The organism is Sphingomonas sp. PvP055, from assembly GCF_040546365.1.
Taxonomy (GTDB): Bacteria; Pseudomonadota; Alphaproteobacteria; order Sphingomonadales; family Sphingomonadaceae; genus Sphingomonas; species Sphingomonas echinoides_A.
On the sequence record NZ_JBEPNS010000001.1, the window covers coordinates 777,583 to 793,228 of the forward strand.

General features: G+C 64.5%; 16 protein-coding genes and 1 pseudogene. 10 read left to right on the top strand and 7 right to left on the bottom strand.

Translation table 11 applies throughout. The features are described 5' to 3' along the window. Window positions 1–102: 102 nt before the first annotated feature. From ABIC16_RS03900 to pabB, 3 genes are all read right to left on the bottom strand, one after another. Window positions 103–240, bottom strand: coding sequence for a hypothetical protein (locus ABIC16_RS03900; protein ID WP_277970923.1), 138 nt, complete (start codon window positions 238–240; stop codon window positions 103–105). A gap of 131 nt (window positions 241–371) precedes the next feature. After that, window positions 372–1,571: a pyridoxal phosphate-dependent aminotransferase gene (locus ABIC16_RS03905; protein ID WP_354290102.1), complete on the bottom strand. Its 1,200-nt coding sequence runs from the start codon at window positions 1,569–1,571 to the stop codon at window positions 372–374. A gap of 41 nt (window positions 1,572–1,612) precedes the next feature. Beyond that, entirely contained in the window at window positions 1,613–3,403 is a 1,791-nt protein-coding gene (pabB, locus tag ABIC16_RS03910; protein ID WP_354290103.1) for an aminodeoxychorismate synthase component I, read from the bottom strand. Window positions 3,404–3,516: 113 nt separating this feature from the next. On the opposite strand from pabB, the gene ABIC16_RS03915 reads away from it, so the two are divergent. Then, the gene (locus ABIC16_RS03915) at window positions 3,517–4,176 is read left to right on the top strand and encodes an MBL fold metallo-hydrolase (RefSeq protein WP_277970926.1); all 660 of its coding nucleotides are present in this window, start codon (window positions 3,517–3,519) and stop codon (window positions 4,174–4,176) included. A gap of 73 nt (window positions 4,177–4,249) precedes the next feature. Here ABIC16_RS03915 and ABIC16_RS03920 read toward each other — a convergent pair whose 3' ends face one another. Further along, window positions 4,250–4,672 carry an MAPEG family protein gene (locus tag ABIC16_RS03920; RefSeq protein ID WP_277970947.1) on the bottom strand — a complete coding sequence of 141 codons (423 nt, stop codon included), beginning with the start codon at window positions 4,670–4,672 and terminating at the stop codon, window positions 4,250–4,252. A gap of 221 nt (window positions 4,673–4,893) precedes the next feature. On the opposite strand from ABIC16_RS03920, the pseudogene rpmF reads away from it, so the two are divergent. From rpmF to ABIC16_RS03945, 5 genes and pseudogenes are all read left to right on the top strand, one after another. Further along, window positions 4,894–5,074: pseudogene (gene rpmF / locus ABIC16_RS03925) on the top strand (50S ribosomal protein L32). 56 nt (window positions 5,075–5,130) lie between these two features. Then, window positions 5,131–6,162 (top strand): phosphate acyltransferase PlsX, encoded by a 1,032-nt coding sequence (gene plsX, locus ABIC16_RS03930; protein ID WP_354290104.1) that lies wholly within the window; start codon window positions 5,131–5,133, stop codon window positions 6,160–6,162. Beyond that, window positions 6,159–7,133: a beta-ketoacyl-ACP synthase III gene (locus ABIC16_RS03935; protein ID WP_354290105.1), complete on the top strand. Its 975-nt coding sequence runs from the start codon at window positions 6,159–6,161 to the stop codon at window positions 7,131–7,133. Before plsX ends, ABIC16_RS03935 begins: the two co-directional genes overlap by 4 nt. A gap of 93 nt (window positions 7,134–7,226) precedes the next feature. Further along, entirely contained in the window at window positions 7,227–7,526 is a 300-nt protein-coding gene (locus tag ABIC16_RS03940; RefSeq protein WP_277970930.1) for an integration host factor subunit alpha, read from the top strand. An 8-nt stretch (window positions 7,527–7,534) separates the two neighbouring features. Further along, a complete protein-coding gene (locus tag ABIC16_RS03945) occupies window positions 7,535–7,900 on the top strand; it encodes a MerR family transcriptional regulator (protein ID WP_354290106.1) in 366 nt (121 codons plus the stop codon). Between the two features lie 120 nt (window positions 7,901–8,020). Here ABIC16_RS03945 and ABIC16_RS03950 read toward each other — a convergent pair whose 3' ends face one another. The 3 genes from ABIC16_RS03950 to ABIC16_RS03960 form a co-directional block, all read right to left on the bottom strand. Further along, a complete protein-coding gene (locus tag ABIC16_RS03950; protein WP_354290107.1) occupies window positions 8,021–9,592 on the bottom strand; it encodes a peptide chain release factor 3 in 1,572 nt (523 codons plus the stop codon). Window positions 9,593–9,609: 17 nt separating this feature from the next. Next, on the bottom strand, window positions 9,610–10,488 hold the full coding sequence (locus ABIC16_RS03955) for an aldose 1-epimerase family protein (protein WP_354290108.1): 879 nt from the start codon (window positions 10,486–10,488) through the stop codon (window positions 9,610–9,612). A 108-nt stretch (window positions 10,489–10,596) separates the two neighbouring features. Continuing rightward, on the bottom strand, window positions 10,597–11,628 hold the full coding sequence (locus tag ABIC16_RS03960; RefSeq protein ID WP_354290109.1) for a quinone-dependent dihydroorotate dehydrogenase: 1,032 nt from the start codon (window positions 11,626–11,628) through the stop codon (window positions 10,597–10,599). Between the two features lie 242 nt (window positions 11,629–11,870). Between ABIC16_RS03960 and ABIC16_RS03965 the strand changes: the two genes are divergently transcribed. The 4 genes from ABIC16_RS03965 (at window position 11,871) to ABIC16_RS03980 (ending at window position 15,580) form a co-directional block, all read left to right on the top strand. After that, a complete protein-coding gene (locus ABIC16_RS03965; protein ID WP_131530404.1) occupies window positions 11,871–12,284 on the top strand; it encodes an SUF system Fe-S cluster assembly regulator in 414 nt (137 codons plus the stop codon). Window positions 12,285–12,411: 127 nt separating this feature from the next. Next, window positions 12,412–13,896, top strand: a complete 1,485-nt coding sequence (sufB, locus tag ABIC16_RS03970) for a Fe-S cluster assembly protein SufB (protein ID WP_131530406.1) — start codon at window positions 12,412–12,414, stop codon at window positions 13,894–13,896. Window positions 13,897–13,953: 57 nt separating this feature from the next. Continuing rightward, a complete protein-coding gene (gene sufC, locus ABIC16_RS03975; RefSeq protein WP_354292259.1) occupies window positions 13,954–14,697 on the top strand; it encodes a Fe-S cluster assembly ATPase SufC in 744 nt (247 codons plus the stop codon). A gap of 133 nt (window positions 14,698–14,830) precedes the next feature. Further along, a complete protein-coding gene (locus ABIC16_RS03980; protein WP_354290110.1) occupies window positions 14,831–15,580 on the top strand; it encodes a SufD family Fe-S cluster assembly protein in 750 nt (249 codons plus the stop codon). Window positions 15,581–15,646: the final 66 nt, after the last annotated feature.

Here is a 15,646-nt window from a genome sequence, read left to right on the forward strand (position 1 = left end):
CATACTGGCTGACGGTGCCCGTCTTATAAGCCGCTAGTATCAATGGTTTCCCGCCTTCGCGGGAATGACGGGGTTACTGTTTGCGGGAACGACGCAAAAAGCTCAGCGCGTCGCGGCAACCTGCGTGCGCGTAGCGGCATGCGCACCTTCGACCGGATGCAGCGTCACAAGCGCGATCGCGCCCAGCGCGAAACCGCCAACGAACTGCCAAACGAAATCCGACTTCAGGATGCTGCGCATCGTCTTACCTCTTCGCAACGGCAAAAGTGCCCATCGCGTCACGGCTCACATCGTCCTGATGCTGCACCGCGACAAGAGATAATTCGCAAACTCAGCGTTGCCGAAAGCTGAACGATCGTTTCGGCTGCGGTTCACCTCAAGGCGGCGCACGCCGCCTGGATCCGCTCGCATGCCGACGTGAGCAACGCATCCGACGTCGCGTAGGAAATCCGCATCGCGGGCGACAGGCCGAACGCCGCGCCCTGCACCGCCGCGACCTTCGCGTCGTCGAGCAGATAGGCGACCATCGCTTCGTCCGTGTCGATCAGCTTGCCCGATGGAGTCGACTTGCCGATCAGCGCGGAGAATTCGGGATAGACGTAGAAGGCGCCGTCGGGCTTGGGGCAGGTGATCCCTTCGGCAGCGTTGAGCATGCCGACGACGAGGTCGCGCCGCACCTGGAACGCCGCCGCGCGCTCCTTGAGGAACGACTGGTCGCCGTTGAGCGCCGCGACCGCCGCGGCCTGCGCGATCGAGCAGGGGTTGCTGGTCGATTGCGACTGGAGCTTGGCCATCGCCTTGATCAACCACGATGCTCCACCCGCATAACCGATCCGCCAGCCGGTCATCGCATAGGCCTTGGAGCAGCCGTTGACGGTGAGCGTGCGCTCGTAGAGCGACGGGCAGACCTGCGCGATCGTCGCGAAGTCGAAACCGTCGTACAGGATGTGCTCGTACATATCGTCCGAGAAGATCCAGACGTGCGGGTGACGTTCGAGCACGTCGCCGAGCGCCTTCAATTCGGCAGCGGTATAGGCGGCGCCGGTCGGGTTGGACGGCGAGTTGAGGATGACCCACTTGGTCTTGGGCGTGATCGCTGCTTCGAGCTGCTCGGGGAGCAGTTTGTACCCCTGCGCGGGGCCGGCCGCGACGAACACCGGCGTGCCGCCTGCGAACAGCACCACGTCGGGGTAGCTGACCCAATAAGGCGCGGGGACGATGACTTCGTCACCCGCCCCGACCGTCGCGACGATCGCGTTGAACAGCGTGTGCTTGCCGCCGACGTTCACGGTGACTTGGTCGGTCGCGTAGGTCAGGCCGTTGTCGCGCGCGAATTTCGCGACGATGGCGGCCTTCAACTCGGGCGTGCCGTCGACGTTGGTGTACTTGGTCTGGCCGTCTCGGATCGCCTTGATCGCGGCTTCCTTGACGAAATCGGGGGTGTCGAAATCGGGCTCGCCCGCCCCCAGGCCGATCACGTCGACGCCTGCACGCTTCAATTCCTGCACCCGCGACGTGATGGCAAGCGTCGGCGACGGCTTGATACGGTTGAGCGCGGCGGAGGGATTCATAGCAATGAGCCTTGGTCGGGTGGCAACGGACGCGCGAGCGCTTATCGTGCGAAGCGCGACGCCGCAACCGTTCGTCGCGCACGAATCAGTCCGCGAAGCGCGTTGCCGATGAAAAATTCGTTCGTCAGGTCCGCATGGGTGAGATGCCCTTCCACCGCGCGACCGCTTGCCAGCAAGTCGGCGCGCAACACCCCCGGCAACAATCCGTCGGCGAGGGGAGGGGTTACCAGCACATCCCCGCGCGGCACGAACAGCGAGGTGAAGCTTCCTTCGGTCAACCGGCCGTCCGGGCGTTCGAACACGACCTCGAAACAGTCGGAGTCTCGTCGCGCGGTATCGTAGAAGCTTCGGTCGCTCGTTTTGTGGCGCAGTCGGATGTCCGCCGGGGCGACCGGCAGGGGCACGACCTCCACGCTGACCGGTTCGGCGAGCGCGGCGGGCATCGCGCCGATTTCGACCGCGACCGCCCCGCTCGGCGAGAGCACGAGCCGCACGCGCGCAGCGGTCCGCAACCGGAAGGTCGCGGCCTGCAACTCGTTGCGCGCGATATGCCGGTCGAAGGCGAAGTCGAACGTGCGTGCACTTTCCGCCAGGCGCGCGAGATGCGTCTCCAGCAGCAACAGACCCTGGTATGGGTCGAAGGCCATCGTCTCGATCAGGTCGAAGCGCCGGACGTCGTGCGTCAGAAACGCGAGTTTGGCCTTCGCCTCGTCCCATTCCGCCGCGGGACTCGAATCGGCGACGATCCCACCGCCGGCGCCCAGGTCTGCAGTGTCGGCACCCTTGCGCCACGCGACGGTCCGGATCGCAACGTTCGCCATCGCATCGCCGGTCGCATCGAAGCGAGCGATCGTGCCGGTATAGAGCCCGCGCGGGCTGGCTTCGATCCGGGCGATGGCGTGCATCGCGGCGATCTTGGGCGCGCCCGTGATCGACCCGCATGGGAAGAGCGCCGCGAGCACGTCGACCGCATCAGAGCCTGCCGCAAGGTCTGCGGTGACGGTGGAAACCATCTGATGAACGGTGGGATAACTCTCGACCGCGAACAGGCTCGGCACGGCGACCGACCCGGGGCGGGCGATTCGCGCCAGATCGTTGCGCATCAGATCGACGATCATCAGGTTCTCGGCGCGTTGCTTGGGGTCCTGCGTGAGCGCGGCGGCGGCTGCGGCATCCGTGGCGTAACCAGCTTCGCGCCGCGCCGTGCCCTTCATCGGGCGACAGGTTAGTCGATCCCCCTCCAGCGCGAAGAACAGTTCGGGCGACAGCGACAGGATCGTCGCGTCGCCGGTATCGATCAACGCGCCGAACCCGGCCCCCGCCCGCGTCCGCAGCCGGGCGTAGAGCGACAACGGGTCGCCGTGGACCCGCATCCGCGCACGATAGGTAAGGTTCGCCTGATACAATCCGCCCGCGACGATCTCCGCCTGCACCGCCGCAAACTGCGAGTCGTAGGTCGAGAGCGCAATCTGGGGTTCGGGGGGCGCGTTCCACGCACCGGCGGGGTCGGGGAGCAAACCGGGAACGTCTTCGGGCGCGATCGTGCGATAGCCGTTAAACAGCCCGAACCACGCCAGCGGGAGCGATACGTCTCCCTCCGGAGCCACTCGACCGAGTGCGGGCTCGAACGCGGCCGCGGCATCATAAGCAAAATAGCCCACGGCATCGAGCCCGGCCTTGCGGGCCTCGCGCAGCGCCATCAGGACCGCGTCGATCTCGTTCAGGGTCTGTGCCGTAAGAATCCGAACTGGCTCAACATACAGACGGGCCGGCGCCCCGTCTGCGCGGGCATCGTCGAGCAATACGAAGGGCTTGGTCTGAAGACTGAGCATGGCTGGTTGCCAGATGCCCCGCTTGGCGCGTCCGGGGCAACCCCCGGCGTACGGTCTTTGTGCGAGGCTAGCGGATCCTTGCCCGACTTGCTCCAGCACCCTATCCATCGGTGATGAGCATTCCACCCCTCCGCGCAGCGATTGTCCCGGTTACGCCGCTGCAACAGAATTGCACGTTATTATGGTGTACGGCGACGATGCGCGGTGCGTTCGTCGATCCCGGCGGCGACCTGCCCAAATTGCGCGCGGCGGCGGCGCAGCACGGCGTGACGATCGAAAAGGTCATCCTGACGCACGGCCACATCGACCATTGTGGCGAGGCGAAGCCGCTTGCGGACGAATATGGCGTAGCGATCGAGGGGCCGCACGAAGAGGACCGCTTCCTGACCGCGACCCTGTCCGAGAGTGGGGCGCAATACGGCATTCCGGGGATCAATTTCGAACCCGACCGCTGGCTGGTCGAAGGGGATACGGTGACCGTCGGCGATCTCGTGCTCGACGTTTACGAAACGCCGGGGCACACGCCGGGGCACGTCATTTTCCACCATGCCCCATCGAAGCTCGCGATCGTCGGCGACGTGCTGTTCGCCGGATCGGTCGGACGAACCGACTTTCCACGCGGCAGCCATCCACAACTGATCGAATCGATCGTCACGAAACTATGGCCGCTGGGCGATGAGACGACGTTCCTGCCCGGCCACGGCCCGGCAAGCACGATCGCGCACGAGCGGGCTACCAACATGTTCGTCAGCGACGCCGCACTGGCGGCCTGAGCCACGGTCGGCCTGAGCGGTCGAGCGGGAATACCCGCGACCGCTCAGATTTCCGATCGGGACGACGTAGTCTTTAGCCCGCCGGGGCCACGCTCGGCGCCACGACATGCGTGGCAGGATGCCCCATCAGCGGCACCGCGATGGCATAGCCGCCAAGCCCGAGCAGCAAGCCAAAGGTCACGATCGTCCCGATCATCCGCCCGATCTTCAGGCCATCCATCCCCAGCGCGTGCAGAATGCGCGCGATCAGGAAGGCGGCGCTTGCCGCCCACAACCACCACGAGCTGCCCGATGTGAACTCGATCAGGGCGATCAGGATCAGGATGAAAGGCGCGTATTCGACAAAATTGGCTTGAGCGCGCATCCGGCGAATCAGCATTTCGTTGCCGCCATCGCCGATCATGACCTTCGACTTGGTCCGGACCGCCCCGATGCGAATCGCAAGCCAGAGGTTGATAATCGCCGCAGCGCCCGCGGTTGCGAGCGAGATCGTCATGTCTGAACCGGATATCATCGCAAATTGTCCCCTTATTCGCAGATCGAACCCGTCGCACGCGCGGGCAGCGCTTGCAACGCCGCGCAGAATCGCTATAGCCCGCCATCTTCGCGAGATGTCTGGCCGCCGGTGCCGCTTGCGCGGTCGACCATGACGTCGATTGCGTCGTACCTGGTTCGGGCTTATCGCACCGGTTTAGACAAGTATAAGGTTTCGCCGAAATGGCCGTCCCAAAAAGAAAAAACCACGCCGTCCAAGCGCGGCATGCGTCGTTCGCACGACTCGCTGACCATTGCGTCGTTTCAGGAATGCCCGAACTGCGGCGAACTGAAGCGTCCGCATAACCTCTGCACGGCGTGCGGCCATTATAACGGCCGCGAGATCGTCTCGGTCGAAGGCTGATCCTGACGGGATCGGCAACGGATCGTGCCATCGGGCGTGTATAGGGAGCTGCCAGCGTGACGAACAGCTCCCGTATCGCGATCGACGCGATGGGTGGCGACGAAGGGCTGGCAGTCGTGCTGGCCGGGGTCGCCCGCGCACGCCAACGGTTCCAGGATATGCATTTCCTGCTCGTCGGTGACGAGGAGGCGATCGCTGCCGAACTCAAACGGCATCCGGATCTCGCTCCGCACGTTGAAATCGTGCATGCGCCCGAGGTCGTTGGGTCCAGCGAAAAGCCTACGCAGGCGATTCGCCGGTCCAAGAAGACGTCGATGGGGATCGCGATCGATCTGGTGAAGCAGGGTAGGGCCGCCGCGTGCGTCTCCGCTGGCAACACCGGCGCGATGATGGCGATGGCGAAGCTGTCGCTGCGGATGATCCCGGGAATCGATCGCCCTGCGTTGGCCGGTTTGATGCCGACGCTGGGGAATAACGATACCGTCGTGCTAGATCTCGGTGCCAACACCGAGTGCGATGCACGAAACCTCATCCAATTTGCCGTGATGGGGGCCGCGTACGCGCGCACTTCGCTTGATCTCGCGCGTCCGCGAGTCGCGCTGCTCAACATCGGCAGCGAGGACCAGAAGGGGACCGACGTGATCCGCGATGCGGCGCAGGCGTTGCGCCATGCATCGCATCTCCCGTTGCAGTTCACCGGCTTCATCGAGGGCGACAAGCTGTCGCGCGGCGACGTCGATGTGATCGTATGCGACGGATTTTCCGGCAACATCGCGCTCAAGACCGCCGAGGGCACCGCGCGATTCGTTGCGGACTTGCTCAAGCGGGCGTTCCGGTCGTCGGTTCGTTCGAAGATCGGGTTCCTGATCTCCAAGCCCGCGACCGACCTGTTGCGGCATCATCTCGACCCTAACAATCACAATGGCGCGGTTTTCCTCGGCCTCAATGGGCTGGTGGTCAAAAGTCATGGCAGCGCCAATGCGATTGGCGTGGCGACTGCGATCACTGCCGCCGCCAAGATGGTGCGGGATGACCTGACTCGGCGAATCGTCGAGGACTTGCGTGAATTCGAGGCGAAGGCAGCATGATACGTTCGGTAATCGTCGGGACCGGTTCGGCCCTCCCGGCGCGGCGCGTGTCGAATGCGGAACTCGCCGAAACCGTCGATACGACCGACGAATGGATCGTCGAGCGCACCGGCATCCGGTTCCGCCATATCGCCGCCCCAGACGAGACGACTGCGACGCTCGCGGCGGATGCGTGCCGGGCCGCGCTTGGCGCTGCCGGTCTGGCTGCACAGGACATCGACCTGATCGTACTCGCGACCGCGACGCCGGACCAGACCTTTCCGTCGAGCGCGACCAAGGTTCAAGCAAGTCTGGGCATTAACGACTGCGTGGCGTTCGACGTCGCGGCGGTCTGTTCGGGTTTCCTCTACGCGTTGCAGGTCGCCGACAGCATGATCCGCGCCGGTTCGGCACGCCGTGCGCTGGTGATCGGTTCGGAGACGTTCAGCCGCATCCTCGACTGGGAGGATCGCACGACCTGCGTCCTGTTTGGCGACGGGGCCGGCGCGGTCGTTCTCGAAGGTCAGGACAATGGCGATGCGGGCGCGGAAGGGCGCGGAATCCTGTCGACTCGTCTGCACGCGGACGGACGGCATAACGAACTGCTCTACGTCGATGGCGGCCCCTCGACCACCGGAACGGTCGGCAAGGTGCGCATGAAAGGCCGCGAAGTGTTTCGCCACGCCGTCGTCAATTTGGCGGGTGTGATGACCGAGACCTTGGCAGCGTGTAGCCTTTCGGCCGAAGATGTCGATTGGGTCGTGCCGCACCAGGCCAATGCCCGGATCCTCGATGCCACCGCGCGCAAATTGGGGCTTTCTCCCGACAAGGTCGTCGTCACGGTCGATCAACATGCCAACACGTCTGCTGCATCGGTTCCACTTGCGCTCGACACCGCGGTAAAGGACGGCCGGATCAAGCGGGGTGACTTGATCGTGCTCGAAGCAATGGGCGGCGGTTTCACTTGGGGCGCCGCAGTCGTCCGTTTTTGAGGCAGACGTTGTTACGCTTCTGTAACTAGAGCTTTCCGTTTGCACCTTCTGTGTGTTAGACCAACGCCTTGCCGCTTGGGGAGGGATACCGGAATGGCACCTGCAGGAACGTTGACACGGGCAGATCTTGCCGAAGCACTACATCATCAAGTCGGACTGTCGCGCGCGGACTCGTCGCGACTGGTCGAACAGATCTTGTCGCACATGTGCGGATCGCTCGCGAAGGGTGAGAATGTGAAGATCTCGGGGTTTGGGACCTTTGTCCTACGAGACAAGGGGGAGCGGGTCGGTCGCAACCCAAAGACGGGAATCGAAGTTCCCATCGCGCCGCGTCGTGTACTGACATTTCGGGCCAGCCAGATGATGCGCGATCGCATCGTCGAAGCAGACTGAGCTTTACCATGACTGAAATGCCAACGCCGCCGATCAAGGCGGAAGGGGCTTACCGTACGATCGGCGAACTATCGCGCGATACGGGTCTGCCGCAGCATATCCTGCGCTATTGGGAAACGCGTTTCCCGCAACTGAGGCCACTTCAACGCGCTGGTAACCGGCGCTATTATCGTCCGACCGACGTGGCGCTGGTGCAGCGCATCGCAAAGATGCTCAACGAGGATGGCTATACCATTCGCGGGGTACAGCAGGCCTTGATGGCGGAGCGCAAACGTCCCGCTGCCAGGGCGCCGTTGCCCGCCGCGAGTTACGGCACGATCCTCGCCGTGCGCGAGGCCTTGGTCGAGGCATTGGAGCAGGACGCCGCGGCCTGAGGGCGCTCGCGCCGGACTCACCCGCCTCCGTTCGGCCTGAGCGCAGTCGAAGGCCCTTGCCTTACGCGCGGTGCTTCGACTTCGCTCAGCCCGAACGGACGCTGGCTATTGCTTCAAGGCTTAGCGTTCGCGCGTCGCCGCGAACGTGACCTTGGGGTAGCGATCCGCGACATAGCCCACGTCCCAAGCGGTCTTCGCCATGTAGACGGGGTTGTTGTCGCGATCCTTCGCCATCGACGTGCGGTTCAAATCCATGAATGCCTTGAGATCCGCCGGATCCTTCGCCGACACCCAGCGCGCGGTATCGTACGGCGCCATCTCGAGCCCCGCATCAACCTTATACTCCGCCTCGAGCCGCGACAGCAGCACCTCGAGCTGGAGCTGCCCCACCACGCCGATGATCCAGTTCGACCCGATCTCGGGGTAGAACACCTGCGTCACGCCCTCTTCGGCCATGTCGTCGAGCGCCTTGCGCAACTGCTTGGTCTTGGTCGGATCCTTCAATGCGACGCGGCGCAGGATTTCGGGCGCAAAGTTCGGCAGCCCGGTGAAGCGCACATCCGCGCGCTCGGATAGCGTATCCCCCACCCGCAGCGTGCCGTGGTTGGGAATACCGATGATGTCGCCCGGAAACGCCTCGTCCGCGAGCTCGCGCTCGCGCGCGAAGAACAGGATCGGCGAGTGGATCGCGATCGGCTTGCCGTGTCCGGTCGGGGTCAGCTTCATGCCGCGCTTGAACGTGCCCGAACACAGCCGCATGAACGCGATGCGATCGCGGTGGTTGGGGTCCATGTTCGCCTGGACCTTGAACACGAAGCCGGTGACGTCGGCACGCTCGGGGAGCACCTGCTCGGGCTCGGCGGGCTGCGGGCGCGGACCCGGCGCATGGCGGCCGAGCGCGTCGATCAGTTCAGCGACCCCGAACTCCTTCAGCGCCGAGCCGAAATAGACCGGGGTCTGGTCGCCGCCACGATACGCTTCGACATCGAACGCGCCATAACCGCCAAGCGCGAGCTCGGACTCGTCCTGGAGCAACTGCAGCCCCGCCGGGCTCAGCGTCGTAGCGAGCGCTGGATCGTCGAGCCCGGTGAACGACAGCGCCTTGCCGAGGAACTCGCGGCTCGGCCCCTCTGGCTGGCTCAGGCTGTTGGCGTGGAGATCGTACACCCCCTCGAAATCACTCCCCATCCCGACCGGCCAGCTCATCGGCGTGACATCGAGCTGGAGCATCTCGGCGATCTCGTCGAGCAGTTCGAACGGCGGGCGCCCTTCGCGATCGACCTTGTTGACGAAGGTGATGATCGGCACCGAACGCAACCGGCAGACTTCGAACAGCTTGCGCGTCTGCGCCTCGATCCCGCGCGCGGCGTCGATCACCATGACTGCGGAGTCGACCGCGGTCAGCGTGCGGTACGTGTCTTCGGAAAAGTCCTCGTGGCCCGGCGTATCGAGCAGGTTGAAGGTCAGCCCGTTGCGCTCGAACGTCATAACCGACGACGTCACCGAGATGCCGCGCTGCTGCTCGATCTTCATCCAGTCCGAGCGCGCACGCCGGTTCTGCCCGCGTGCCTTGACCTCGCCGGCAAGATGGATCGCGCCGCCGAACAGCAGCAGCTTTTCGGTCAGCGTGGTCTTGCCGGCGTCTGGGTGGGAGATGATCGCGAAGGTGCGGCGGTCGGACGTGTGATTCATCGCTGCGCTGTAGCGCCTCAGCCCTCCAACGTCACCTGCATCGCGCACGCCAGCGTCGCACCGGGCGCGATCTCGACGATGCCCGGTTTCTCGCGGATATCGCCCGCGAAGCCTGCCGGGTCGGCGATGCCGTGCCACGGCTCGATACAGATGAAGGCGGCACCCGGCTTGGTCCAGATCCCGAGCATCGGCATGTCGGGGAAATCGACCCGCAACTGCGGCCCGGTCGGCGCGCCATAGCGCACGCTGCGCGAGCGGACCGAATCCCAGATCAGCGCATCGCGTTCGAACAGCGCGTCATCAAGCGCGAGCGTGCGGCCGTCGAGGGGAGACGGGCGGCGCTGTTCGATGATCGCATTGCCCGCGAGTTCGCGCAGGGCGTCGGGTTCGTCCGCGGCGAAGACGATCCTGTGCTCGCTCCGCGGCAAGCCGTAAGGCAGCGGCCAGGCGAAGGCGGGGTGGAAGCCGAAGCTCGCGGGGAGGCTGGTGTTGTTGCGGTTCTCGATCTCCACCGAAATCGCCAGCGTCGCGTCGGTGATCGTGTAGGTCACGCGCAACGCGAAGGCGAAGGGATAGGCGGCGCGGGTTTCCGCATTGTCCTCGAGGAGGAACACCGCACGCGTCGCGTCGTGCTCGACCAACTTGAACAGGCTGCGGCGGGCGAAGCCATGTTGCTTCATCGGATAAGCGGTGCCGTCGACGTGGAGCACGTCGCCGTTCAATCGCCCGACGACCGGGAACAGCAACGGCGCATGGCCCGCCCAGAAGGCCGGATCGGCGTTCGTCATCAATTCGCGGCCATCCGCATCGTGGAGATGCGTCAGTTCCGCGCCGAGCGGATTGATCGCGGCGGACAGATGCGGCGTGGCGATGCGGATGAGTTCGGGTGCAGACATCGGACCATTCCTTCGAAGCGGATCAACGCGCCCTATCCATCGGGCTGGCGTCATGCCAGCGCATCGGTGGGTTCGAGCCAGAATTCAAGCGGATGGCAGCGGCGCCGATCAGCCGTCGACGCCAACCGCAGCCGCCACATTTGCAAAGCCGTCGCGTTCTAGCGCCTTTGCCAGGCCATGCGTGATCCTCTGTGCCAAGCCCGGTCCGCGATAGACCAGCGCGCTGTACAGCTGGACCAGGCTCGCGCCGGCGCGGATGCGGGCATAGGCTTCGTCCGCGCTGTCGATCCCGCCCGCCGAGATCAGCGGTATCGTGCCCCCGGTCGCCTTGCGGAAATCGCGCAACCGCTGGCGGGCGAGCGGTGCAAGCGGTGCGCCCGACAGGCCGCCCGTCTCGCCCGCATTGGCCGAGCGCAGGTCGGGGCGCGAGATCGTCGTGTTGCTGACGATCAGCGCATCGACGTGATGGTCGATCGCCGCGCGCGCGATCGCGTCGATCGCGGACGCGTCGAGATCGGGGGCGACCTTGAGGAACAGGCGGGGTGTCTTGCCGATCCGGCGCGCATCGTCTGCGGCGGCGAGCAGGTCGGTCAGTTCGCGGCCATGCTGGAGATCGCGTAGGCCAGGCGTGTTGGGGGACGAGATGTTGACCGTGACGTAATCCGCGATCGGTGCCGCCGCCGCGACGCCGTGGGCGTAATCCGCGATCCGGTCGGGCGCATCCTTGTTCGCGCCGACGTTGATGCCGAGCACCCCGCGCCGCTTCGCGGCCTTCGCGCGGGGGAGGGCGGCGTGGATGCCGCCGTTGTTGAACCCCATCCGGTTGATGACGGCTTCGTCTTCGACCAGGCGGAACAGCCGCGGGCGCGGGTTGCCCGCTTGCGGGAGGGGGGTCAGCGTGCCGATCTCGACGCTGCCGAAGCCTAATCCGAAGAAGCCGTCGATCGCTTCGCCGTTCTTGTCGACCCCGGCGGCGAGTCCGAGCGGGTTGGCGAAATTGAGCCCAGCCACGGTGGTCCGCAGGATCGGGGCGCTTTTGGGGGGCTTACTGGTGAATCTGGACAGCAACGCGATGGTCAGGCCATGCGCCTGCTCCGCATCGAGCGCGAAAAGGGCGGGGCGGATGAGCGGGAAAAGCATGGGGCCTGATGACACTGGTGCTGGCCCGCGTCAAAGCGCGCCGGTGTGTAGCGAGCCGTCCCCCGCCTCGCTACCGTCATGCTGAACTTGTTTCAGCATCCACCGCGCTACGGGCACGGACCGGACTCGTGGCTCCGTGGACCCTGAAACAAGTTCAGGGTGACACCAGCCTTCGACAGGGGTTGACCGACTCACCCTGCACCCCCATCTGCAATCCTACCAATATCGTCCGATTGGAGCTAATGCGTCTTTCCAGCCTTGCCGACTATGCCGTCGTGATGATGTCCGCCGCTGCGCGACATTGCGGCTCGTCGTGCCGGCTCAATGCGACGCTACTCGCCGAGGAGACCGGGCTGCCGCTGCCGACCGTGCAGAAGCTCGTCAGCCGCCTGTCCGCGGGCGGGCTGATTGAGAGCACGCGCGGCACCGGTGGCGGTTTCCGCCTCGCGCGCCCTGCCGCGGCGATCTCGCTTGCGGAGATCATCGAGGCGGTCGAGGGGCCGATCGCGATGACGACCTGTGTCGACGAGGGCCGGCACGACTGCGCGCTGGAAGGCGATTGCCGGGTCAAGCCGCACTGGAACGTCGTCAACGGCGCGGTCCGTGGTGCGCTCGACGGCGTCTCGCTGGCCAGCCTGTCGAGGGCACCGGCATGACCGACACCACCTCCTTCTGCCTTCGTGGCTTAGTGTCTTTGTGCGACCCAGATTTTCTCGCACAAAGCCACAAAGCCACGAAGAATTTTAGATTAGCTGAACGCCGCCACGCGGCAGGGATTGCATGATGGCTACCAAGAATGCGCAGGCCTATGAGGCCGTCAACAAGACCTATGAGTGGGGCTTCCACTCCGATATCGAACAGGACTTCGCGCCCAAGGGGCTGAGCGAAGACACCGTCCGGTTCATCTCCGCCAAGAAGGGCGAGCCGCAGTGGATGCTCGACTGGCGGCTCAAGGCGTTTCGCCTGTGGCAGACGCTGGAATCGCCTGATTGGGCGAAGCTCAATCTCGAACCGATCGATTATCAGGACGCGTTCTACTACGCCGAGCCCAAGCCGAAACCAAAGCTCGGCTCGCTCGACGAGGTTGATCCCGAGATCCTGCGCGTCTATGAGAAGCTCGGCATCCCGATCGCCGAGCAGAAAATGCTCGCGGGCGTCGAGGAGCTTGGCGAGGACGGCCAGCCCAAGCGCCGCGTCGCCGTGGACGCGGTGTTCGACTCGGTCTCGGTCGCGACGACGTTCCGCAAGGAGCTCGAGGCTGCTGGCGTCATCTTCCGCAGCATTTCGGAAGCGATCAAGGAATATCCCGAGCTCGTCCGCAAGTGGCTCGGGCGCGTCGTGCCGATGACCGACAATTACTTCGCTACGCTCAATGCCGCGGTGTTCAGCGACGGGACCTTCGTCTACATTCCCGAAGGCGTCCGCTGCCCGATGGAGCTGTCGACCTATTTCCGCATCAACGCCGAGAACACCGGCCAGTTCGAGCGCACGCTGATCGTCGCCGACAAGGGTTCGTACGTCTCGTATCTCGAGGGCTGCACCGCCCCGATGCGCGATGAGAACCAGCTTCACGCCGCGGTGGTCGAGCTGGTTGCCCTCGACGATGCCGAGATCAAATATTCGACCGTCCAGAACTGGTATCCGGGCGACGAGAACGGCAAGGGCGGGATCTACAATTTCGTCACCAAGCGCGCGCTGTGTCAGGGTAAAAACTCGAAGGTGTCGTGGACGCAGGTCGAGACCGGCAGCGCGATCACGTGGAAATATCCGTCGTGCGTGCTCAACGGCGAGAATTCGGTCGGCGAATTCTACTCGGTCGCGGTCACCAACAACCGCCAGCAGGCGGATACCGGCACCAAGATGATCCACAACGGCAAGGGATCGCGCTCGACGATCGTGTCGAAGGGGATCTCAGCTGGGCGGTCGGACAATACTTACCGTGGCTTAGTGCGGGTCGCGCCGGGTGCGGAGGGTGTTCGTAACTTTACGCAGTGTGATTCGCTGCTGCTGGGCGACCAGTGCGGCGCGCATACCGTGCCGTATATCGAGGTGCGCAACCCGTCGGCGCAGATCGAGCATGAGGCGACGACCTCGAAGATTTCCGACGACCAGATGTTCTACGCGATGCAGCGCGGGCTCGATTCGGAGAGCGCGGTTGCGTTGATTGTCAACGGGTTCGCCAAGGAGGTGCTGCAGCAGCTGCCGATGGAATTTGCGGTTGAAGCGCAGAAATTGCTCGGGATCTCGCTCGAAGGCTCGGTGGGGTGAACTTCGCCACACACCGGCGTGACGCTGGAAATATTGATACGAATTTGCGGAAGACAGATGCTTAAAATCACCGACCTCCACGCCGAAATCGATGGCAAGGAAATCCTCAAGGGCTTGAGCCTGCAGGTAAATGCGGGCGAGGTCCATGCAATCATGGGCCCGAACGGCGCGGGTAAGTCGACGCTTGGCTATGTGCTTGGCGGGCGGCCGGGGTATGAGGTTACGTCCGGCAGCGTCGAATTTGACGGACAGAATCTGCTCGAGATGGAACCGCATGAGCGCGCTGCTGCGGGGCTGTTCCTGGGTTTTCAGTATCCGGTTGAAATTCCCGGCGTTTCCAACGTCCAGTTCCTGCGCGAGGCGCTCAACGCGCAGCGTAAGGGGCGGGACGAGAAGCCTTTGTCGGGCGCGGAATTTCTGAAGCTCGCGCGTGCGCAGGCGGATTTGCTCAGCATGGATCAGGAGATGCTCAAGCGCCCGGTAAACGTTGGTTTTTCCGGCGGCGAGAAGAAGCGCAACGAGATGGTGCAGATGGGGATCGTCGATCCCAAGCTCGCGATTCTCGACGAGACCGATAGCGGGCTCGACATCGATGCGCTGCGGATTGTTGGTGAAGGCATCAACCGAATCATGCGGAAAAGCGACAAAACGGTGATCCTTATCACCCATTACGAGCGGCTTTTGAGCTATGTTGCACCCGATTTCGTGCATGTTTTGTCGGCTGGGCGGATCATTCGTTCGGGCGGGCCGGAACTCGCGGCGGAGCTGGAGCGCGAAGGCTATGCCGGGGTGGTTGCGTGAGCGGCGCGCGCAACAGCAAGCCCCTCCCCCTCGGGGGAGGGGTTGGGGTGGGGCAGTGCAGTGCACTGCATTCCGATGGTACTCTCTGCGAGGCTTCCCCCACCCCCTGCCCCTCCCCTGAAGGGGAGGGGAGATGACCGTTTTGGCAGTTCCGACCCGCCGCGATGAGACGTGGCATTATAGCAACCTCGAGGCGGTCGCGTCGGTCTGGCCCGTCCAGACCGAAGTGATCGACGTGCCCGCAGGCACATCGATCGCGCGCGTCATCGTGCAGGACGCCGCGACCGACACCGTCGCGATCCGCGATTACCGCGTGATCCTGCGCGAAGGCGCGACTGCGACGTTTCATGTGCTCAACACCGGCGGCAGTTTCGGGCGCGTTGCGATCGACGTGACGTGTCACTCGGGCGCGCATTTCGAGCTTGGCGGCGCGATGCTGGGGACGGGGGAGCAGACGCTCGAGATCGTCACCACGCTCAACCATATCGAGCCCAACGCGACTTCCAACCAGGTGGTGCGCTCGGTGCTCGGCGGGCGCGCGACGGGGTCGTATCTCGGCAAGGTCGCGGTCGCGCGGCATGCGCAGAAGACCGATGCGTCGCAGAGCGTCAAGGCGATGCTCCTCAGCCGCACCGCGACCGCGAATGCGAAGCCAGAGCTCGAGATCTATGCCGACGATGTGAAGTGCGCGCATGGCGCGACCGTGGGCGAGCTGGATGCGAATGCGCTGTTCTATCTTGCGTCGCGCGGGATTGCACCGGCGCAGGCCAAGGTGATGCTGCTCGGCGCGTTTATTGGGTCGGTGTTCGACGGGATCGACGATCCGGCCGAGCGCGCGCGGGTCGAGGCGGCGGCGCAGGCGGCGTTGGAGCGGATGTTGTGAGCGCGCGTGATCTGCTCCCCTCCCTGCAAGGGAGGGGCCGGGGGTGGGTTGGTCCGTTGTACGGGC